Annotated in this window: 20 protein-coding genes and 1 tRNA gene; 10 read left to right on the forward strand and 11 right to left on the reverse strand. The window is 34.0% G+C overall.

All coding sequences use genetic code 11. The features are described from left to right. Positions 1-34 precede the first annotated feature (34 nt). The 7 genes from A8L32_RS12880 to A8L32_RS12915 all read right to left on the reverse strand — a co-directional run bounded on the left by A8L32_RS12880 (position 35) and on the right by A8L32_RS12915 (position 5,380). Complete coding sequence (locus A8L32_RS12880; protein WP_066631107.1) at positions 35-1,249, reverse strand: site-specific integrase; 1,215 nt, start codon at positions 1,247-1,249, stop codon at positions 35-37. 248 nt (positions 1,250-1,497) lie between these two features. Beyond that, a tRNA-Ser gene (locus A8L32_RS12890) sits at positions 1,498-1,582 on the reverse strand. Positions 1,583-1,839: 257 nt separating this feature from the next. Further along, positions 1,840-2,496: a hypothetical protein gene (locus tag A8L32_RS12895; RefSeq protein ID WP_066631111.1), complete on the reverse strand. Its 657-nt coding sequence runs from the start codon at positions 2,494-2,496 to the stop codon at positions 1,840-1,842. Between the two features lie 64 nt (positions 2,497-2,560). Beyond that, positions 2,561-3,079: a hypothetical protein gene (locus tag A8L32_RS12900; RefSeq protein WP_066631113.1), complete on the reverse strand. Its 519-nt coding sequence runs from the start codon at positions 3,077-3,079 to the stop codon at positions 2,561-2,563. Between the two features lie 75 nt (positions 3,080-3,154). Further along, a complete protein-coding gene (locus tag A8L32_RS12905; protein WP_066631116.1) occupies positions 3,155-4,240 on the reverse strand; it encodes a hypothetical protein in 1,086 nt (361 codons plus the stop codon). 24 nt (positions 4,241-4,264) lie between these two features. Next, positions 4,265-4,804: a hypothetical protein gene (locus A8L32_RS12910; protein WP_066631118.1), complete on the reverse strand. Its 540-nt coding sequence runs from the start codon at positions 4,802-4,804 to the stop codon at positions 4,265-4,267. Between the two features lie 12 nt (positions 4,805-4,816). Further along, the gene (locus tag A8L32_RS12915) at positions 4,817-5,380 is read right to left on the reverse strand and encodes an RNA polymerase sigma factor (RefSeq protein ID WP_066631124.1); all 564 of its coding nucleotides are present in this window, start codon (positions 5,378-5,380) and stop codon (positions 4,817-4,819) included. Between the two features lie 202 nt (positions 5,381-5,582). On the opposite strand from A8L32_RS12915, the gene A8L32_RS12920 reads away from it, so the two are divergent. From A8L32_RS12920 to A8L32_RS12955, 8 genes are all read left to right on the forward strand, one after another. After that, complete coding sequence (locus A8L32_RS12920; RefSeq protein ID WP_066631125.1) at positions 5,583-7,424, forward strand: PAS domain-containing sensor histidine kinase; 1,842 nt, start codon at positions 5,583-5,585, stop codon at positions 7,422-7,424. Next, on the forward strand, positions 7,424-7,792 hold the full coding sequence (locus A8L32_RS12925) for a response regulator (protein ID WP_066631127.1): 369 nt from the start codon (positions 7,424-7,426) through the stop codon (positions 7,790-7,792). Before A8L32_RS12920 ends, A8L32_RS12925 begins: the two co-directional genes overlap by 1 nt. A 276-nt stretch (positions 7,793-8,068) precedes the next feature. After that, positions 8,069-9,388 carry an ammonium transporter gene (locus tag A8L32_RS12930; RefSeq protein WP_066631129.1) on the forward strand — a complete coding sequence of 440 codons (1,320 nt, stop codon included), beginning with the start codon at positions 8,069-8,071 and terminating at the stop codon, positions 9,386-9,388. 112 nt (positions 9,389-9,500) lie between these two features. Then, on the forward strand, positions 9,501-9,851 hold the full coding sequence (locus A8L32_RS12935) for a P-II family nitrogen regulator (protein ID WP_066631132.1): 351 nt from the start codon (positions 9,501-9,503) through the stop codon (positions 9,849-9,851). 240 nt (positions 9,852-10,091) lie between these two features. Then, positions 10,092-12,149, forward strand: coding sequence for a molecular chaperone HtpG (gene htpG, locus A8L32_RS12940; protein WP_066631133.1), 2,058 nt, complete (start codon positions 10,092-10,094; stop codon positions 12,147-12,149). A gap of 194 nt (positions 12,150-12,343) precedes the next feature. Then, positions 12,344-13,465, forward strand: coding sequence for an adenylate/guanylate cyclase domain-containing protein (locus tag A8L32_RS12945; RefSeq protein WP_066631134.1), 1,122 nt, complete (start codon positions 12,344-12,346; stop codon positions 13,463-13,465). 32 nt (positions 13,466-13,497) lie between these two features. Then, a complete protein-coding gene (locus A8L32_RS12950; protein WP_066631135.1) occupies positions 13,498-13,695 on the forward strand; it encodes a YwbE family protein in 198 nt (65 codons plus the stop codon). 281 nt (positions 13,696-13,976) lie between these two features. Then, positions 13,977-14,873 carry a hypothetical protein gene (locus A8L32_RS12955; protein WP_075590701.1) on the forward strand — a complete coding sequence of 299 codons (897 nt, stop codon included), beginning with the start codon at positions 13,977-13,979 and terminating at the stop codon, positions 14,871-14,873. On the opposite strand, the gene A8L32_RS12960 is transcribed toward A8L32_RS12955, so the two are convergent. Then, positions 14,870-15,571 carry a response regulator transcription factor gene (locus A8L32_RS12960; protein ID WP_066631142.1) on the reverse strand — a complete coding sequence of 234 codons (702 nt, stop codon included), beginning with the start codon at positions 15,569-15,571 and terminating at the stop codon, positions 14,870-14,872. The two genes, A8L32_RS12955 and A8L32_RS12960, sit on opposite strands and share 4 nt — an antisense overlap. A gap of 25 nt (positions 15,572-15,596) precedes the next feature. Next, positions 15,597-17,222 carry a sensor histidine kinase gene (locus tag A8L32_RS12965; protein ID WP_066631143.1) on the reverse strand — a complete coding sequence of 542 codons (1,626 nt, stop codon included), beginning with the start codon at positions 17,220-17,222 and terminating at the stop codon, positions 15,597-15,599. Between the two features lie 198 nt (positions 17,223-17,420). Between A8L32_RS12965 and A8L32_RS12970 the strand changes: the two genes are divergently transcribed. After that, entirely contained in the window at positions 17,421-18,464 is a 1,044-nt protein-coding gene (locus A8L32_RS12970; protein ID WP_066631144.1) for a hypothetical protein, read from the forward strand. A gap of 67 nt (positions 18,465-18,531) precedes the next feature. Here A8L32_RS12970 and A8L32_RS12975 read toward each other — a convergent pair whose 3' ends face one another. Together A8L32_RS12975 and A8L32_RS12980 are read right to left on the reverse strand one after the other, a co-directional pair. Beyond that, complete coding sequence (locus A8L32_RS12975) at positions 18,532-19,080, reverse strand: WcaF family extracellular polysaccharide biosynthesis acetyltransferase (protein WP_066631146.1); 549 nt, start codon at positions 19,078-19,080, stop codon at positions 18,532-18,534. A gap of 29 nt (positions 19,081-19,109) precedes the next feature. Then, the gene (locus A8L32_RS12980; protein ID WP_066631148.1) at positions 19,110-20,006 is read right to left on the reverse strand and encodes a DMT family transporter; all 897 of its coding nucleotides are present in this window, start codon (positions 20,004-20,006) and stop codon (positions 19,110-19,112) included. A 165-nt stretch (positions 20,007-20,171) separates the two neighbouring features. On the opposite strand from A8L32_RS12980, the gene A8L32_RS12985 reads away from it, so the two are divergent. After that, positions 20,172-21,509: an amidohydrolase family protein gene (locus tag A8L32_RS12985; protein ID WP_066631150.1), complete on the forward strand. Its 1,338-nt coding sequence runs from the start codon at positions 20,172-20,174 to the stop codon at positions 21,507-21,509. Positions 21,510-21,530: the final 21 nt, after the last annotated feature.

A 21,530-nucleotide genomic window follows, 5' to 3' on the forward strand; every position in this document is an offset into this window, starting at 1 on the left:
CCCAAAAAGGGGAAATTCAGATCATCCATATCCATTAGTATAAATCCTTAATCTTCTCCATGTTTTTTTGAATCAAAGCTTCTGTCGTTCGTGCATAACGCTGCGTCATTTTAGTGCTTGAATGACCAAGAGTTTTTGAAACAACTTCGAGAGGCATATTATTCTCTAAAGCAACAGTAGTGGCAAAAGTATGCCGTGCCGTATGTGTTGAAATGGGTTTATCAATACTACATATAATACCAATCTCTTTTAGGTAGGCATTCATCTTTTGATTGCTCAAGACGGGGAGGACTGCATCCTTTCCCATGAGTTCTGGTTCGTTTTTATATTTAGCCATTAATTTTTTAGCCGCTTCGATAACGAATATGGTACTCATCTGATCGGTTTTAGTACGTTTTTTATGTATCCAGGTAATTCCATTTCCATCAGTTGTGATATGCTGTCTTTTTAATGATTTGACATCAGAGAAGGCTAATCCGGTAAAACAGCAAAAAATAAAAACATCACGAACCTGTCTTAAGCGTTCTATGCTTATATCTTTATTAATGACTATATCCAATTCCTCTTTGGTAAGATATACTGCATCAACAGGCTTAAGTTTGAATTTAATAGTAGCAAATGGATCTTTCTTCATCCAACCATTAGCCAATGCAATGCGAACAATCTTTTTGAAGTTTTTCAAATACTTAATGGTAGTGTTGTGGGCACATTTACGTTCAGTTTTTAAGTATAATTCATAATTACGTACAAACTGATGATTCAGGTCTTCCAAGGCTATATCTTCACGTTTGTGTTGCCAACGAATAAAATCTTTGGTATGTGTATAACAGGTTTCGTAGCGTTGAACTGTATCAGGAGCGAAGTCAATGCCAATTAACTTTCTGGCATTGTCGTTATGTTCCTGGAATACTTTAAGAATAGTGCGCCTGGTTTCTTTTTTGCCAACAATCTTCTCTTTAATAATTCTGGGAGATACTTGTTGATTGTCCATAATGAGGAAATCAAAGTAGGATTTAATTTTTGAAGAGTGAAGCTCTATTAGTTGATTAACTTCCTGTGATTTTTCAGAATTGCCTTTTGCTAATTGTTTTGTTTCATTCCATTGTTTAGGTTGAATGCTTTTCTTTAAGGCATACTCGTCTCTTTCTTTGTTAATGATGATTCTAACGAAGATAGGAGCTTCTCCGTTTTTAAGCAATTTTGTCTTCTTGATAAAGAAGTTGATTTTAATGGTCTCAAGTCCACTCATAATAATAAATTTTTGGTGTTAAAATTATTTTTATGAGTTCATTTTTAAACGATTTAAAACCGAGTAATAGAGCGCAATACAGAGCTTTTTTAACTCTTTCTGGTGGACTATAATGAGGACTTTTTAAGTCCACCAGAAATCCACCCAAAAACTGCCTTTTTCTGCCTTTTATTGCACACTTTTGCGCATTAAAAAACCCTGTAAGTGTTGACTTACAAGGTTTTACTTTAAATTGCTTTCGCACTCAGCGGAGAGAGAGGGATTCGAACCCCCGGTACCTCGCAGTACAATGGTTTTCAAGACCACCGCATTCGACCACTCTGCCATCTCTCCAAAATTTTTATATCTCGTCTGAAACCCTTGCTGTTGCTATTGTTTCAGTGTGTATCTCTTTTGATAACGGGTGCAAATGTAGAGGAATTTTTTGAACTGCAAAAATAAAAATGAAAAAAAATATAAGCTTTAATGCTTTGTAGGGCGTAAGTGCTTTTTTTTCAAATGTGTATGTGTTCAAAAAATATTTAAATTATTTTTCACCTCAAGCTACTTGATACCTTTCAAGTATGACTTGAGGTGTTATTGTAATGCTTTTAAAACTTACCAAATTTAAAAGCCAAACCAAAATTCCATCCATGCAACATGTTTTTTGAAGCTATTGAACTGAAGTCTGTACCTTCGCTCGTATAGCTTAAGTTAACATCGCTGGTATATCTATAACTACATGATAATGCAAATCGCATAAACTTAACCACATTAAATTCTAATTCAACTCCAGGTTCCAATACAAAAAATGCGTCGCTATCTTCATAAGTATCCTCATAGTTGTAATTGTTATCATAGTCAAAGTTGGTAGTTGTATACGCAACACCTCCAGCTCCAATAAGTATTGGAAAGGATAGGTGCACTGGGTGTTTAGCTCCAATAATAGGCTCTAAAAGAAGTCCCCCATAACCTCCCGCAAACTCATAATCCTTGTTTAAACTAACATCATGTTTTGGTTCGGTAATAAATCCATAACCGCCCAAACCTAAGGTAAAAGCATGGTTAATGACCCATCCTCCTTTAGCTCCCATCAAAATGGCATCTCTGTTGGCTATATTTGAATAATTAACCATCAGGCCACCGTATCCACCATTGCTACGGACCGACTCATTACTAAAAATGGTTCTTATTTCATTTGATTCTTCCTGTGCATAAACAAGGTTAGTAACACAGGCAACGGCAATGATTAAAAGTAAATGTTTCATGGTATAATTGTTTTTCTTTTTCTTAAATCGATAAAAATGTAATTAGCATATATTTTTAATGCAGTTAAAATGTATATCCCAATCCTATGGATATTAAATCCATATTAACTTTAAATGCGGTGGCGCCTCCAAATTCAAAGTTGGGATTGATATCTGTTGAAATCACAAAAGGATATTTCAAAAATCTATATTCTAATCCTATAATTCCGTCTAAACCAGCAGCAAAATAGTTTCCCCTATATTCGTTAGTAGGGCGCCAAGGTTTAAAAGGGTTATTTCGTTTGTATCTAGTATAATATCTAAAGTGAGCACCATATCCATAAAATAGAAACAATTGATAGTTCTGTTTTTTAGGAAATGCTAGCTGATGAAATGTTCTGTACGCATTTAATGTTATACCTCCGTCTCTAAAACCTAACTGGGCAGAAAAAGCCGTTTCGTTGGGTAAAAGTCGTTTGTAATTAAAACCTGTGTATACACCTGTTTTAAGAGAAACCAGATTTTTGTAATCCTGCCCTTTTGCATTTGAGCAATAAGCTAGGATGAAACTAAAAAATAAGAGTTTATATATAGTTGTATTCATGGGGCTTGAAGTTATTAGGGAATGGATATTAAAATCCTCTCTAAGCTATGTTTAAAGGAACTTGTACCTGACTAATTAATAAATATTTAAGTTGGCTTCTGTAATATCAATTTTTACATTACTGCTACTGTTCTTATTCAGATGGTAGCCAGATTTTGTTAAAGTACCTTCTTCATCAGCTACTTCTGCAGGTTGCCAGATAATACTTTTATCGCTACTGCAATTTGCCTTTAGATATGATGTTTTAATGTTGTAAGCATCTTCTTTAGGTAGCTTAAGCCATACATCGGCATGTGTACTATATATAGTTATGGATTCAAATCCACTTTGACAATTTAATTTTTTTAGAATGCCATATTTTAATCTAATATTAGCTTCGGAGCTGATGTTGTTGATAAATAGCTGGCAAAACTCAGTTTCAGAAAACAAATAGTTGGTATTAGTTATTTCAATATCACCTCGTTTACTGGTAAGTTTTAATAGGTTAGCCTCTTCAATATTTAAGTTAGAAGATTTACTTTCAATGGTTAAATTATTAGCTTTAGTAATGCTGGCTTCTAAAAAGTTTAGCTTTAGGTTACCGCGTTCAATGGCATTTAATCTAGCACTTCCAAAGGATAATTCTAACTGGTTATTTCCTTTTAACTCTCTGGCTTGAAAATCACCATTACTTAATTTTATATCGGTGTCACCTAGTAAACTAGGCAGTATTATATTGCCATATTTATTATCAATATTTAAATTGATATAGTTGGGTATAGTAATGTAATAATCAACATGTGTTTGATCTGCGTTAGAAGAAAACAAATTGGTAGCTTCTTTTAAATCCTTAAATAAAGAAGAGTAGCTATTTCCGTACTGTGTTTTAACGGTTCTGTATAAGCTATTTCCTGCAAAATCGAAGTTTACACTATTCTTAATTTTCTTAAATCGATTTTCATTTTTTTCTGCAATAATAAATTCAATATTAATTTTTACAGAATCCTTGTCCCAAGTATCTACATATACCGAACCATACTTATTGCTTAGTTCTAATGTACCCGAGGGCGCAATTTTAAAGGTTTTAGAAATGTTAGATTCTTCCCTGAAATTTTGAGCGGAGGTGCTGAGGTTAATTCCCCACAAACCTGTTAATATGATGAGTATTTTAAAGTATCGCATAACGTATTGTTTATTCTGTCCCTATTAAATATTAGAAATCTTAGTTTGCTCAGTTTCTATTTCTTGCTGAGGTTCAATGTATTTAAGTATATCTTCTAATATTTGTAATTTCATCCTGTAATTTTGTACCATAGCTTCTACCACCTCGGTATTTGAAATATTTTCCTGAAGATCATTTTTAAGCTCAAGCATAGCCTTATCAAGTAAGGCAAGTTCAGCTTCAATGTCTGTTTTAATATCAGGATCGCTCGATGTGAGTTTAAATATTTGCTGTTTCTTTTGTAATACCTTGTTATTATAATACTGTTCCGTCTCTAGCACTTCCTCATAAGCTGCTGACATATGTTGTTGTTGAGGTTGACTAGTTGAGAAATAGTTGTATCCCAACAGTGCCACCATTAATATAGCTGCTGCTCCTGAAATACGGTATGTAATAAGCTTTCGGCTTAAGCCTCGTTTTTTTTGAGTGTCTTGCGATATTCTTTCCCACATATCGCCTGAGGGCGTTAAGTCATCAAATGAACCGCGATTCTCCTCTATGTATTTATCAAGTTTATCAGTCATCATTTAATGTTTTTAATTTGTACTATATTCAAAATTCCCAGCCTTAATAATCTCTAATAATTTCTTTTTGGCTCGGGCTAGTTGCGATTTCGAGGTTGATTCCGAAATGTCAAGTATTCCTGCAATCTCCTGATGGTCGTACCCTTCTAATAAGTAAAGCGAAAAAACTATCCTATATCCATCGGGTAGTAACCCCATTGCTCTCTTAATTTTTTCCACTTGCATTAAACTATCATCCTCTATCGTTTCTTCGCTCAGTTCGTGTTTGTAAGCATGGTCTCCATATTCTAATTCTACTTTTCTTTTTTTAAGTTGGTTGATGCACCTGTTTACCACAATGCGTTTTATCCAAGCACCAAAAGTCGATTCAAATCGGAAAGTGTCTAACTTCCTAAAAGCCTCACAAAATGCTTCTTGCAGAACATCCTCTGCTTCGGCCACATTATTCATCATGCGATAGCATATATTGAACATTGCCTTGGCATAAAGCTCGTAAAGGTTCTTCTGAGCTTTAGGGTTGCCCTTTTGTGCCTTTTTAATAATGGGTTTATGTATGTCGAGATTTACTGTTTCCAACAATCTAAATTTTACCTAATGACAATGTGTTTTTAGGATAGTTGCACCGAAAGTAAATAAAAATAAAATTTTATGGATAGAATCATCCAGTTATCTTGATGTATTGGTATGTTACTCAAATAGCTTGCATAAATTTATAATTTATTAATATATTACATCCGATTTGTTGATAAGACTAAATTCTTATCGAGCAAAATGAATTATGAAGATGAAAAATCCCAACGAATTATTTCAAGTCAGAAATGTTATTGTCGATAAGGCATTGGTGATTGGCTATTTCTTTGGGCTTTTCTCATATTTTGTCACCTTATCGCGTGCAATTAGTTATGGTTTTGACTTTGCCTTTGTGTTAATAACAGTAGTTATGATTGGCATGGGGTTAATTGCATTTTTCAGAAAACGATTAAGTTTAAGTATTAAGGTATACACCATCATGGTGGTTGTTTTACTGGCGTTAATTTCAGGACTAACCAAATATGGATTTTTAGTCTCCTCAAAAGCTTATATAATTTTAATACCTGTATTTGTATCATTTATATTAGAGTATAAAAAGGCTTTAATGGCTATGGTCTTTTATGGTTTAGTCTATTCGTGTTTTGGTGTGTTATATATATATGATATAATTCCCTTTACAGTTGATGCCAATGAGTATGTGCTCGATATCAATGCGTGGTTAATGGATTTAAGTATTATTCTATTAACAGGATTCACATTGCTTTATGTGGGTAGAATTTATTCGGATACCATCTTGGAAAAACTTTCTGTTATAAAAACCAAAACTGGTGCATTAGCTTACAGAGAAAATAGATACCGTTACTTATTTGAGCATTCATTTGATGCTATTTTTATTTTAAATGGTATTGAGGTTAAAGAAGTGAATGAGCGAGCGCTTGAGTTGTTTGGCGAAAAGAAAGAAAATCTCATAGGTAAAACAATATTAGACCTGTCTACTATATATCAGGTTGATGGAGTTAGTTCGGAGGAAAAAATTAAATACATCGAAGGTAAGGTTGAAATTGGAAAGCCTAATTATTTTGAATGGAGACATTTGAAAACGAATGGAGAAAGTTTTTTAGCTTCGGTTAGCTTGGCCTTAATGAAGGATGGCGATGTGCAATTTTATCAGGCCGTGGTTAAGGATATTACTAAGCAAAAGAAACAAGAAGAAGAGTTAGAGCGTTATAAAACGCATTTAGAAGGTTTGGTGCAAGTACGTACAGAGGAGTTAGAGCAAACCAATGAAGAGTTAACACAGTCTAATTTCGATTTAATTGACCAAAGAAATAAGCTAGAGTTAGCACTAAGGGAGTTACATGAAACGCAAGAAAAATTAATAGAGTCAGAAAAGATGTCGTCTATTGGTATATTAACAGCTGGTGTTGCGCACGAAATTAATAACCCATTAAACTATATTCAATCTGGTCTTTATAGTCTTCAAAATTTAGATGAAGGACATTATGGAGACTTGTCGGAATTGGAATTGAAATCCCTGAATGAGCAAATTGTTTTGGGTATGGAAGAAGGTGTACGACGTATCAGTAATATTGTAAAGAGTTTGCAACGCTTCAACAAAAAAAACGAGAAAAATTTCACAAGTTGTAATATTCGTATTATTATTGAGAGTTGTTTAAGTATTTTGGCTTCTGAAATAAAAGGAAGAATTAATGTTGTTAAGCAGTTTCCAGAAGAAGATGTGTTTGTAGAAGGAAGCGAAGGTGAATTGAGTAGAGCATTTATTAATATGTTGTATAATTCAATTCAGGCAATAGAAAATAAAGGAGAGGTGAAGATAAATATTAGCGTTCAGGAAAATATAATGCTGAAAGTTGATATTATTGATAATGGAGCAGGGATGGATGACGAGGTTAGAAATAAAATTTTTGAACCATTCTTTACCACAAAGGAAGCCGGTCAAGGTACAGGCCTAGGGCTTTCAACGGTATATAATATTATAGATAAACATAAGGGAAGGGTTCATGTGGAATCAAAAAAGGGGGAAGGTTCCTGGTTTAGTGTATTTATTCCCATTAAAAGTAAAAATTAATGCAGAGTTTAGGAGTTGTGCTTTATGTAGATGATGAGCCCATCAATTTAAAATTGTTTGGGATAATGTTTAGAGGAGTTTTTGAGATAATAACAAGTGAGTCGGGGATGGATGCATTAAATGTGTTAGCCGATAAAAAAGATATAGGAGCAGTCATTACAGATATGAAGATGCCAGGAATGAATGGTTTGGAGTTTGTAATGGAAGCGCGTAAAGTGAGAGCAGACTTGCCCTATTTTCTGTTATCAGGTTATGGTTTAACTCCCGAAATTGACGAAGCCTTAAATAAAGACTTAATAGATGGTTATTTTCAGAAACCCTTAAAAAAATCGAAAATAGAAGAAGAGTTAGGAAAGTATTTTAAATAGGAATATAACATGTATATATATTATAACCCAGTACTATTATTAGTATTGGGTTTTTTTATGGTTTTGATTTTAGCTTTATGCTGAAAATATGTTTTATTTCATTTTGGGTGTTGAATAATGGGTGTGTTGAGGGGTAAAAGCATTAATTATTATTTAAACTGTATTTAAAAAGGGGGTATTGGCTTACGAATTGTAATATAATTTGCACAATACCTATAAAAATTATAAGTTTGCCAGCGAGAAATGATTATTACCACCTATTAACGTATAATTTTTATGAAAAGAGTGATTCTTTTAGCAACCATGTTGCTAGGGTTTTTTGTGACTAGTTGGGCCAATGATGGATCCCAAGTTGATACAGGGGCTACTGCCTGGATGATTACATCTACTGCATTGGTACTTTTAATGGTGCCAGGACTTGCCATGTTCTATGGCGGTTTAGTAAGATCGAAAAATGTTTTAGGAACCATGATGCACAGTTTTGCAGCAATGGGAGTGATGAGTGTACTATGGGTAATCTTTGGTTATTCTATGTGCTTTGGAGATAAAGTATTGGGAGGCTGGTGCGGCTGGAATAGCGATTTTGTATTCCTTAATGGTATTGATACCAGTGTTACTAATGGTGTGCCAGATCTTGTGTTTTCTATGTTTCAAGGAAAATTTGCTATTATAACGCCTGCACTAATTGCTGGTGCATTTGCTGAGCGTGTTAAGTTTAAAGGATATTTAATTTTTATAGCCATTTGGGGTATATTAGTATATAACCCATTATGTCACTGGGTTTGGGCCGAAGACGGTTTCTTACACCATTGGGGTGCTGCCGGAGCTATTGACTTTGCTGGAGGTACTGTAGTGCATATTTCTGCTGGTATTAGTGGTTTAGTAGCTGCTATTTATTTAGGTGCCCGTAGAGGATATCCACAACGTCAGTTAAGTCCTAATAATCTAGTTATGACTATGATGGGAGTTGGGCTTCTTTGGGTAGGTTGGTTTGGTTTTAATGCCGGAAGTAGTGTTTCTAGTGGTATTGAAACCGCTCAAGCATTAACAGCTACTCAGGTGGCAGGTGCTGCTGGAGCATTAATGTGGGTTATCGTTGAATTATTACACCACGGAAAAGCAACTGCTTTAGGTTTTGCATCTGGTATTTTAGCAGGTTTAGTTGCTGTGACACCAGCAGCAGGAGTTGTTCAACCAATGGGAGCTATGGCCTTAGGAGCTATTTCTACAGTTGTTTGTTACGGTGGTTTATTGTTAAAAGATAAGCTTGGATATGACGATTCACTTGATGCATTTGGAGTGCATGGTGTTGGTGGTATTGTTGGAGCTATTTTACTTGTTTTCTTTATCAGAGATTCTTGGATGACAGATGCAGCAGCAGCTTCTTCTACTGGATTATGGTCTGTTTGGGACCAGTTTGGTGTTCAGGTTGTCACAGTAGTAATTGCTATTGCGTATTCAGTTGTTTTAACTATTGCAATTATTTGGTTTGTGGAGAAAGTGTTTGGTTTAAAATCAACCGACGAAGAGGAGATGATGGGATTAGATCATTCTTATCACGGTGAGCGTGGTTACGGAATGACAAATCCAAACTAAATATTATTCAGAAATAAAGTAATAAGTAACATATAAAGATTAAGTATATGAAGTTTGATAATGTTGTATCTTTATACTTTATGACTTAATATTTATACTAAATCTTGTAGAAATGAAATTAATAACAGCAATAATAAGAGAATACCAGTTAGATCAAGTACGTGAGTCTTTGATAAGTGCAGGTATTACCCGTATAACCGTAACCAGGGTTTCTGGTCATGGTAATCAAGTTCGAAAACAAGTTTATCGTGGTAAAGAAATAGTACCTAACCTTACGCCAAAAATGAGAGTTGAGGTTGCTGTAAACGAAGAGTATGCCGAGTTAACAATTAATGCAATCATTAAAGCTGCTAAATCGCATAATGGTCACGAAGGTGAAGTTGGAGATGGAAAAATATTTGTTACACCCCTTGAGCAATGTATCCGTATCCGTACCGAAGAGCGAGGAAGCGATGCTATATAAGTAGAGATTTATATACGCTAATCTAAACCAAAACCCCTGTTGTTTGCCTGGCAAATAGCAGGGGTTTTATTTTTTTATTCCTTTCGGTTTAGTCATTATCTGACTTTTTTACCGTTCATTATATCGTGGAAATATACAAGATGTCATAAAAGCTGTCTATCTGTCACCAATGTTTTGTTGGCACATCATTTGAAAAGGAAAGATCAGAAAATATGTTTCATCATAAAAACTTAAAATAGTATGTCAAAAGGTAATATTGGGGTTACTACCGAGAATATTTTCCCCATCATTAAAAAGTTCCTTTATTCAGATCACGAAATTTTCTTGCGTGAATTAGTGTCAAATGCAGTTGATGCTTCGCAAAAACTTAAAACACTATCAAGTATTGGTGAGTTTAAGGGCGAGCTTGGAGAGATGAAAGTTTCTATTCATGTTGATGAGAAAAAGAAAACATTAACTATCTCTGACAACGGTATTGGAATGACTGCTGAAGAGATTGAGAAGTATATTAATCAAATTGCTTTTTCAGGAGCTGAAGAATTTTTGGATAAGTATAAGGATGATGCTAATGCAATTATCGGTCACTTTGGTTTGGGTTTTTACTCATCATTTATGGTGGCTAAAAAAGTTGAAATCCACACATTATCTCATAAAGAAGGAGCTACTGCTGTAAAGTGGTCTTGTGATGGAAGTCCTGAGTATAATTTAGAAGAAGAAGCTAAAGATGCTATTGGTACTGATATTATTCTTTACATAGATGATGAGAATAAGCAGTTTCTTGAGAAAGCAGAGATTACTAAGCTTTTAAATAAGTACTGTCGTTTTTTACCTGTTGAAGTTGTTTTTGGTAAAAAAACAGAATGGAAAGACGGTAAAGATGTTGAGTTAGATGAGGATAATGTAGTTAATGATACAAACCCTCTTTGGACACGTACTCCAAATGAATTAAAAGACGAGGATTATAACAAGTTCTATAAGGATCTTTATCCTATGAGCGAGGATCCAATCTTTAATATTCACTTAAATGTTGATTATCCTTTTAACCTTACGGGTATTCTTTATTTTCCAAAAATTAAGAATAATGTAGAGGTTCAAAAAAATAAGATTCAACTTTATAGCAACCAGGTTTTTATTACTGATTCTGTAGAGAATATTGTACCTGAATTTTTAACGCTTTTACATGGTGTTATCGATTCTCCAGATATTCCGTTAAATGTTTCTCGTTCTTATTTACAAGCTGATGGTAATGTAAAAAAGATTTCAAATCATATCACTAAAAAGGTAGCTGACCGTTTGGCAGAAATCTTTAAAGCTGACAGAAAAGGATTTGAAGAGAAGTGGGATTCGTTGAGATTATTCATCAACTATGGTATGTTAACTGAAGAGAAGTTCTACGATAAAGCACAGAAATTCTCATTGTTTAAAAATTCAGATGGTAAGTATTTTACCATGGATGAGTACAACGATATCGTAAAAGATAACCAAACTGATAAGGATGGTCAGGTTGTATACTTATATACAACTGATGTTGAAGAGCAACATAGTTTTATTCAAGGTGCTGTTGATAAAGGTTATGATGTGTTAGTGATGGATGGTCAATTAGACTCTCACTTCATTAACCATATGGAGCAAAAGTTAGATAAAACTCGTTTTGTACGTGTTGATGGAGATGTGGTTGAAAAGCTTATCCCTAAAGAATCAACATTAGAGTCAAGTCTTTCAACTGGAGATAAGGATGATTTAACATCGGTATTTGCTGCACAAGTGCCTAATGGTGATAAAATGAACTTTATTGTTACGTTTGAAGCTATGGGGCCTAATGCGAATCCTGCAGTTATTACGCAACAAGAGTTTATGCGTCGTATGAAAGAGATGAGTGCTATGCAAGGTGGCGGTGGAATGAATTTCTACGGTGAAATGCCAGATAGCTATCAAATTGCAGTGAACGAGAATCACCCATTAGTAGAGCGTATCTTAGCTGATAAAACAGAAAAGGTAGGAGAGCAAGTTGATTCGCTAAGAGGTAAGATTGAGAGCTTAAATGGAAAGCGTCAGGAATTAGAGAAAGCCAAGGAGGGCAAGAAGGACGAAGAAATTCCTCAAGCTGAAAAAGATGAGTTGGCTGATGTAGATAAGAAAATTAGCGATTTAAATACTAAGAAAACAGAGATTTTAAGTGGTTTTAGTACCGATAATAAATTAGTTTCTCAGTTAATTGATTTAGCGCTATTATCTAACAATATGCTAAAAGGCGAAGCTTTAACTAAGTTTGTTAAACGAAGCATCGATTTAATCTAAGAAGATTAAGCAATTATATAAATGAGCCGTTTGATTTTTTTTCAAACGGCTTTTTTTATCTCCAAAAATGAGATTCGCTTTTGCGGATTGTTAATAACTACAGACCTTGTAATGAAACTAATTTTATGATTAAAGGTAAATGCACTGAGGATGTATTGATATATTTCAAAAAGTAGAAGTTATTTACAAGATAGATGTTTTTAAGAGAGAAATTAAAAATATGGTTTAGTCAGTTGTTTAAGGCGTTAAGGTATCATTTTTTGTACTGGAATTCAGCCTTATTTCTTTTCTGGTTTTTAACAGGAGATGCCTCTTTTTTTGTAAACTACTTTGAGCTTTTAACCATAGAATCTATTTATGCAAATGTGGTGTTTGCAGCACTTTCCATATCTATTTTATTTACCATTTTAGACATGTTGTTTTCTGATAGGATAATGCGATATTCTCCCATCAGAACCATGGTATTTTTTCGCTCATTATTTTACTTTGCTGTGGCTTTGGTATTGGTGATGTTGGCTGCCAACAAAAACCTGCAAATAAAAACCATTGTAGATTATCCATCCTTTGTAAAGTATGTTCCTGAGTTTACCATAAAGCACATTCGTTTTTTTACTTATTTTTATTTGGCTTGTGTAGGTAACAGTACGTTTAAAGAAATGTACAAAAAAATAGGGGTTGGTAACTTTTTCAACTGGTTTTTTGGCCGCTTAAATAAACCTAAAGAAGAAAAGAAAATATTCATGTTTATAGACATGAAGGCATCTACGACCAGAGCAGAGCAGTTGGGGCATCAAAAGTTTAGTCGCTTAGTGCAAGATGTTTTTAATGATATGTCGGTGTTGTATAATTATCACGGTGAAATTTATAACTACCTGGGAGATGGTGCTGTGGTTACCTTTAATGAGGGCAGTGGTTTAAGAAATAATAATTGTTTGAGGGCATTTTTTGCATTTCTTAGGGTTATCGAAAGGCGTTCGAGATATTATAGGCGCAAGTATGGCGAGGTGCCTAAGTTTAAAGCAGGTTTACATATTGGTAAAGTGATGGTGCTTCAGGTGGGGAGCATTCGAAGAGATATTTCTTATAATGGAGATGCCATTAATACAGCAGCACGAATAGAGTCTATGTGCGGTGAGAAAAAGCAAGACCTATTGATTTCTGGAGTTTTGTATGAAGCTTTAGAAGATAAGGATGAGTTTACCATAAAAGCATTGCCAGACCCAATTAAATTAAAGGGGAAACGACGTCCCATGGAAATTCATTTTGTGAAACAAAAACGTACTGCCAAAAAGAAGAAAAAGAAAGTGGAATATTAATTCTATATTTCGACTTCATTATTATAAATAACATGAGCGCAGGAAATCAAAGAAAAAATATTCAAATAGGAGTAGAGGTTGAAGTGGTTCAAAAGCATCATCAACGAACAGGAGAATTAACCACAGGAATCGTGAAACGGATCCTAACTAATTCAAGTAATCATCCACACGGAATAAAAGTTCAATTGCAGTCAGGCATTGTAGGAAGAGTTAAAAATATCATTCCGTAGTTTTCATTGTAATTTTATAGGGAAGAATTAATTGAATATAGATGGGGTATGCTTTTTAAGGGTAACTTTCAGATATTCAGTCTTTATATACTTGGCATCTAGGAGGTGTCTATGTGTTTGAGGTGATACTTATGCGTAAAAAATCAAAATACCCCCTAAAATTAAATTGTTAACAACTGTTAAAATAAAAAGGAATACCTATCTTGTCGTTATTGAAATAGGCAGATTTCAATATAGAATAATGATTTAATGATAATAAGTCGAATGCAAATTTGATGAAAATGAAGAGGGTATTTATTACGATTCTGTTTTTAGGAATGTTTTTTTCTACATGGGCAGTAAGACCATATTTTAGGATTGGGCAATCTCACGAATCTGTTCATGATTTAACCGCAGAAGTTACTAAACTTCTTTTGGGGCATGATTTTGAGGTGTTGGGCATGTATCATCCTAATGATGATAAGGACTTATGCGTGATTGTTTTTACTTGCGACCAGATGACCAGTATGGCCACCAGTGTAGCAGATAAAGGAGCTTTTGGCGCTGCATTAAAAGTGGGTTTAGTTGGGCATGATAATGGAATGACAGATATTACGCTTTTAAACCCGCACTATATAAAACAAGCTTATTTTAGTACTAATACTAATCGTTACGAAGCAGTTAAAATGACTGCAGTAACAGATTCTTTAATTAAGGAGGCGCTCTCGCCATTGGTTTCAGATTCTACGTATTATGGAAAAGACATACCCAAAGAGGAGTTGTGGGAATATCATTTTATGCCTACTATGGCTAAATATGAAGATACTGTTGAGTTAAATGAATTTAGTGAATATCTGGAGGCAATTGCAACAATAAAGACAAATTTGCTGAAGGGTGTAGAATGTTGTGAATTGGTTTATGAGTTGACTTTTGATGATAAGGAAATAGCTATTTTTGGAGTCTCCTTTAATGGAGAGGAAGATATAGAAAAAGAACTAATTGAATTATTAGGAATCGACTGTATAACCTCTATGCCACTTGAAATATTGGTGCAAGGTAATAAGGCTTTTATTTTAAACGGGCGCTACAGAATTCCAGTTTTTAAGACAGACTTAAGTAGATCGAAAGTTTTAAAAATTTTCGATATTGCTTCGGATGTAAAAAGTTGCTTAAAGACTGTAGTTGAATGGGAGGATTAACTCTCTTCGTTTAATTTGAGTAGATATCCACTTCCATGTATATTAATTATTTCAATTCTAGGTTCTTCACGTAAGTATTTTCTGAGCTTTGTAATGTAAACATCCATACTACGTGTGGTAAAATAGCTATTTTCTCCCCATATGCTTTTAAGCGCTTTTTCGCGAGGCATTACTTTATTTAAATCTAAACAAAGCATTTTTAGCAATTCAGCTTCTTTAGGTGATAATTGATTTACTTTTCCTGGGGAGCTTAATGTGCGTAATTCAAAATTAAACTCAATACATCCTAATTCAAATAAACTTGGAGTATCTTCATCAGATTGATTAGAGCTACGGCTTAATATGGCATTGATTTTGGCAATCAGTATTTCTGAATCAAATGGTTTCGTTACATAATCATCGGCACCAATGCCAAATCCTTGTAGGATGTCTTCTTTCAGGGTTTTTGCGGTTAAAAATATTAAAGGAATAGTTTCTTCTTTCGCTTTTATTTCTCTACCAATAGTAAAACCATCTACATTGGGCAACATTACATCTAAAATACAAATGTCAAAATGACCCTTTAAGAAAGTTTTAAGGGCGTTGTTACCATCTTTAACCCAGGTAACACCAAATCCATTAATTTCTAAATACGATTTCATGACGGTTCCAAAATTTTGGTCGTCCTCTACCATAAAAACTTTTTTCTTATCGCTCATTTTTCTGTATTTGTTATTGGGTTGATTAACTAAATGGTAAAAATAACTTAAATGTTGAACCTTCGCCTAATTTACTTTTAACAAAAATATTTCCGTGATGTTGATCCATAATGGCTTTTACATAGCTTAACCCTAAGCCAAAGCCTTTTACATTGTGAATGTTTCCTTTGGTTGCTCTAAAAAATTTCTCAAATACTTTAGCCTGTTGTTCCTTGGTCATGCCAATACCATTGTCGCTTACCTTAATTTCAATTCCGCTTTTGGTATTTTGTGTGCACACTTCAATTAAAGGTGTTTGCTCGGTGTATTTAAGTGCATTTTCAAGTAGGTTCATAATAACATTGGTAAAATGAACTTCATCTACATTGAAAACAGTCAGATCCGCATTTAATTGTGTGTTGATACTTGCGGACTTTTGTTCTGCCAATAGTTTTATTTTTTCTACTGCATCATTTATCAATGGATGCAAGTCTGTTTTTATCTTAACTAATTGGAAATCTCGTTTCTCAATTAACGACATTTGTAAAACTCTTTCAACCTGATTATTCATTCTTTTATTCTCTTCCTTTATAATTCTTAAAAAAGGAGAGATATGTTCTGGTTTATCAATAATCATGGGGTTTCCAATGTTGTCAGTTGCCAAGTTAATGGTTGCAATGGGTGTTTTAAACTCATGCGTCATGTTGTTAATAAAGTCTGACTTGATTTCGGAAAGCTTTTTTTGGTTGATAATGGTTCTAAGTGTAAAATAAAAAGTAAGTAGAATGAATAGGGTGAAAATTAAGGATGATGCCAATAGTATATTTAATGATTTATATATAAATGCCTTTTGATTTGGGAAGTATACATCCATGGCAAGCGGTGACATGTTTCTAAATAAATCGTTAGGGAATAAGTTAGCGACAAACAAAAAATTACTTTTTTCACGCTTGTAAGTATTCGAACAAAGCTTGGTTAATTGACCATTGTCTCTGTTTAAGATGCCGTATTCGTATTCTAAATCTATACCTCTTGCCTTTAACTCATAATCTAAAATACGGGTCAGGTTTTTAGTGTCTATTCTATTTGAAATATCTGAAGAACGCATTTGAATTTCATAAGAGAATTGGTTGAAAAAACTTTGTGCATTCAAGGAACTACTGCCCGTCATCTCTCTTTGTAATGAGTCTTGAATATGTGCTATGGCTCTTTCAACTCTTTTAATATCAGATTTATTATTGAAATCTATATTTTTGTCAGTCAGTGTTATTTGTTGCGATTTTCCATTGTTTAATATTTCAATATGAGCTTCAAAATGTCCTGTACTTAATGGACGCGTTTCTTCTCTACCTTGTGCATAAATATCTTCGGGTGAAAATCTCTTTTTCCCTTGATTAGATAATGGGAAATGGGGCATTCTTTGTAATGAAGATGTATCGGTCAGGTTGCGGTTTACTGGCTGGTTTTGAAAGAATTGTTTCATGTAATAATTAGCCGCTTGTTCTCTTTGAGCTCTTTGTGCGGTTGCATTAAGTGCATCGTAAACTGTTGCGTTAAATTTTTCCTTTCTAACATCAATGGCATTATTCATCCAGAAAAACTGAACCATAATAATACCCAATAGAGAGAAGCCCATTAATACTACTAATCCCGAGAACGATTTTTTCTTCATTGTAAGCTATCTAATAATGTATTTATGGCTGTGTTTTGCCAACTTTACAATGTAAATATAGCCCATTTTTAGTGGCTTGATTTCACTTTAACTATATCTTAACTGATTTTAACCGCACCTTAACCAGTCTAGTTTAATAAGTTGTTTACCTTTGAAATACTTAAAACCCGTCTTGTAAAAGATTAAAAACTTATCATCATGAAGAAATATATGCTTAAGTCGTTTATCATTATGGTTTTGATAGCGGTATTAACGCCATTATCTATTATTGCTCAGCATAACCATGTTAAGGTAGAGGTGTTAAACGAAGAAGGTGATTCAGTCACCAGTAATTACTTTTATCGTACCATGTTTAATGTAGGGGAAGTAAATGATATGCATAAAAAGCTAGATAGTATCTTTTCTACTTTAGATAAGGATTTGAATAAACGTATTGAGGTAATTGCATTTAATAATGATTCGATTTTTAATCAGTATAGGTTTGAGCACAATTTAGACTCTGTATTATTGATGCATAAATTAAGTACGAATGATAAAAGGATTAATGCCCTAATTAGATCACATTCGAGCAAACCAGGAAAGCAGGTTTGGGTTTTTGACGAAAATGATATGGACTCTACTATTCATAAAAATATGAATATTGAGGTAGTAACAGATTCCATGACTGAGAATGGAAAAACTGTTATAAAGAAACGAGTAATTGTAATGAATGGTAGTGATGGGAGAGAATCTCCTATTGTGATTAAACATTCGAGTGATGGGGAGGGTGCTGATGTACAACAAGTGATGGCCTATAGTTCAGTAGGTACGCATAAATATCCTGGAGAAACCATTAGAATTGTAAAAGGAGATAAAAAGATAAAGGCTAAAGGAGCAAAATCATCTCAAAAGTTTGTTGCTGAAATTCCTATTTCAGATGCTGAGGTATTGGTAAGAGGGGGAGTTTCTCCGAAGGTTATAACAGGAGAGGCTTTGCATCCTAATGATATTGCAGTTCATGTAAAGGTAAAGGAGGAGTTTGGTAAAGAAGTGAAAACTGCAGGTTTGTATTTGACATTTGAAGATGTGGAAGATATGCAAGTTAAAATACTGGATAGAAATGGACGTATTTTATTTGAAGAGGTAAAAAAGAAATTTACTGGGGAATATAAAAAAGATATAGAAATGAAGAATGCCTTAAGTCCTTATTATTTTGTGGTAGTACGAAATAAGCAATTATTTGCTAGGATGATAGGTGATTAAGAAATTGGGTTAAATTAGATTGTGTATTTAGGTAAGCCAGTTCTACGTCTTGTATGAGCTGGCTTTTTTATTCTATTTTGCGTAGCTTAACCTTTACAGCAGGGTTTCCACGATAAATGGAATAAGTTTCAAGTTCTCCTGAGGCTACAGATTGTACGGATAAAACTGCGTGTGATTTGCAGATAGTGTTGGGTGTTAGCATAGATTGTGCGCCAATCCAAACCCCGTCCTCCAACACTATAGGGCCAATCATTAAGTCAAAGGTTTTTTTCTTGAAATTGTGATTTCCGCAAAGCAATAAAGCACCTTGCGATAAGCAACAGTTTTTTCCAATAGTGACTTGGTCTAGATTATCTATCCAAACATTTTCGCCAATCCAAGTATGCTCTCCAATAGAAAGTTTCCAAGGGTATTTTATATTTACACCCGGCTTTATAACAACTCCAGAAGCAATTTTGGCTCCAAAAAGTTTTAATAAGGCTTTTTTAAGTCCAGAAGAAGGATTAAGTGGGTTTATTAGGAATAATAAATTAATAAAATACCATAAGGTTCTTTTAATTGCACTACCTGGTTTGTACCAGCTATTATTGTATTTTGAGAGATCTGTTTGCTTCATGGCAAATGTTATTGCTGCGAATTATAATGTTATTTTGTACCAAAAATAAGTAAGCCTATACCAATTAAAATACCCAATAGGTAAATAGCTTTTGTTTTAATGTTTTTCTCTTTAAATAAATATGCGCCAAAAGCAAAAGCGATAACAACGCTACCTCTTCGTAGTGCTGAAACAATGGATATCATACTTTCGGGGATATGTAAAGCATAAAAATAAAAGAAATCGGCAATAATCAAGAATAAACCAATTAAAGGAATGCTCCATCTCCACTTAAAAGGAGATGTTTTTTTACGAGTAGGCCACCAAATAGCAAATACTAATGGCACAAATAGTACCACTTGGTAAAAGGTAAAATAACACTGAACTGCCATCCTATTGATGTGGCGTAATAAAAACTTATCATATAATCCACTTACAGCGCCGAACAGAGTTCCTAGTATGATGAAAAACACCCATTTATTTTTTCTAAAAGAAATGCCTTCTGTTTTTCCAGCAATGGAAAACATATAGAAAAATGATAATGTTATAGCGATGCCAATCCATTGGTAAGGGGTAAGTCTTTCTGAAAATATGATAATGGCTCCAATGAGTGTCCATAAAGGTCCAGTAGCTCTAATGGGCGAAACGATGGTTAATGGCAGATGCTTTAAGGCAAAAAACGAAAATATCCACGAGGTTACAACAATGGCCGACTTTAAAAAGAGCATAGCATGTTCTTTCCAGCTAATGGATGGAATGTAAAAAAGATGCTCGGGAGTGATAAATTCATTTCTAGAAGCAATTAAAATGGGAATGAAAAGAATTGCCCCACTGATAGAGCTAAAAAGTAATACTGGAAGTACCGCATTTTTGTTTACAGAAACCTTTTTTACAACATCGTATATTCCTAAGAATAGTGCCGAAACAATTGCTAATAACCACCACATTTTACTTCGTATATTGTTGAGGGCACAAAAATAGATTTTTATTATAATTCAGAGTAAGTTATTGTGTTTTTGTTTTGTACAATGGAGATATTTAACGTAAATTTAGAAAAGGTACTTCATAAATAAGTTAATATCTTACTGGTGCCATAAACTAATTTCTCGTCCATGAATTATCTGCTCGTTAAAAACGGATTTGTTGTAAAGCAGTCGGCAATTATAACCGAAGATATTTTGGTGGGTGGTAATAAAATATTGCAAATTGGGCAAGGTATTGAGCGACCTACGGGAGAAACACCAGTAATAGATGCCAGTGGAAAGTATATTTTGCCTGGAGCGGTGGATGTGAATAGGCATTTTTTAGACCTAACTTCCGAAGAGTATTCTCCCGAGGAGATTAATAAATTAAATCAAGCAGAGATATATAACGGAACCACTACAATGTTAGATGCAGTGGAGGATTTCTACGAAAAAAACTACCTCTATAATATTTATAAAGCTAAGCAAAAGGCCAAAAATAACTTAATTGACTATGGCTTTCATTTAGCTTTTTCTGATTTAAAGGCTAGTATGGCCAATGCATTTGATTACAGTTTTATTCACGAGGGAATTTCAACTTTATTATTGAGTGTATCATTGTTAGATAAAGTAAATATTAACGTACTTGAATCTATTGTAAAAAGAGCAGCCAACTATCATTTGTTAATCATTTGTGACCTTTTAATTCCAGATGTAGAGAAAAGTAGTGCCGATGATATTAAGCTCAACAATCCTTTAACATTACAAAATCATTTTGAAGCGCTGTCGGTATTGGTGGAGCTGGGCATTAACTATAATTGCCCTTTGATGTTTTTAAATGTAAAGTATAAGGAAGAGTTAGAAATGATTCATGATGGTTTAGATAACGGAGGTGACTTTTACGTAAGTATGAGCATGCCGTTTTCTATTAACTTATCGGATAAAAATGAAACTTCGAGCAATGAAAAGCTTGGTGAACTAACCCATCAGCATGGTTTAACGCCTATCAAAGAAGAAGAGGTTTGGTTATTAGTGAAGGATCAAAGGTTCCTAATTAATCCACCATCTTATAATTTAAATTTTGAGGATGAATCGGATGATGCTTTAGTTTTTAACAGACCCGATAAGTTTTTTTATCTCAGGAATTACCTGAGCATGTTGTATACGGTTGGCGTAAATGAAGGTAATATTAATATTTTAGACCTAGTAGATATCGTGTCTACTCGCCCTTCAAAGATTATGGGATTGTGGCCTAAAAAAGGAGTGCTGCAGGCAGGAGCCGATGCTGATTTTGTTATCTGGAACCCAACTTTTGATAGAAATTTGTACTGCTCAATGCCAACTGCAGAAATTACGCCATTGAAAAAGTACAAGCTGATAGGGCGACCTGATTTTGTTTTTGCCAAAGGAAGAATGGTATATAATGGAGAATCTTTTTACCCCAAACATTCCGATGGAGCATTTGTGTTCAGGACATCCCCAATGTAGTTTTTGTACAAAAAGTATTGT

The organism is Labilibacter marinus (assembly GCF_001659685.2).
In the GTDB taxonomy this organism is placed as follows: domain Bacteria; phylum Bacteroidota; class Bacteroidia; order Bacteroidales; family Marinilabiliaceae; genus Saccharicrinis; species Saccharicrinis marinus.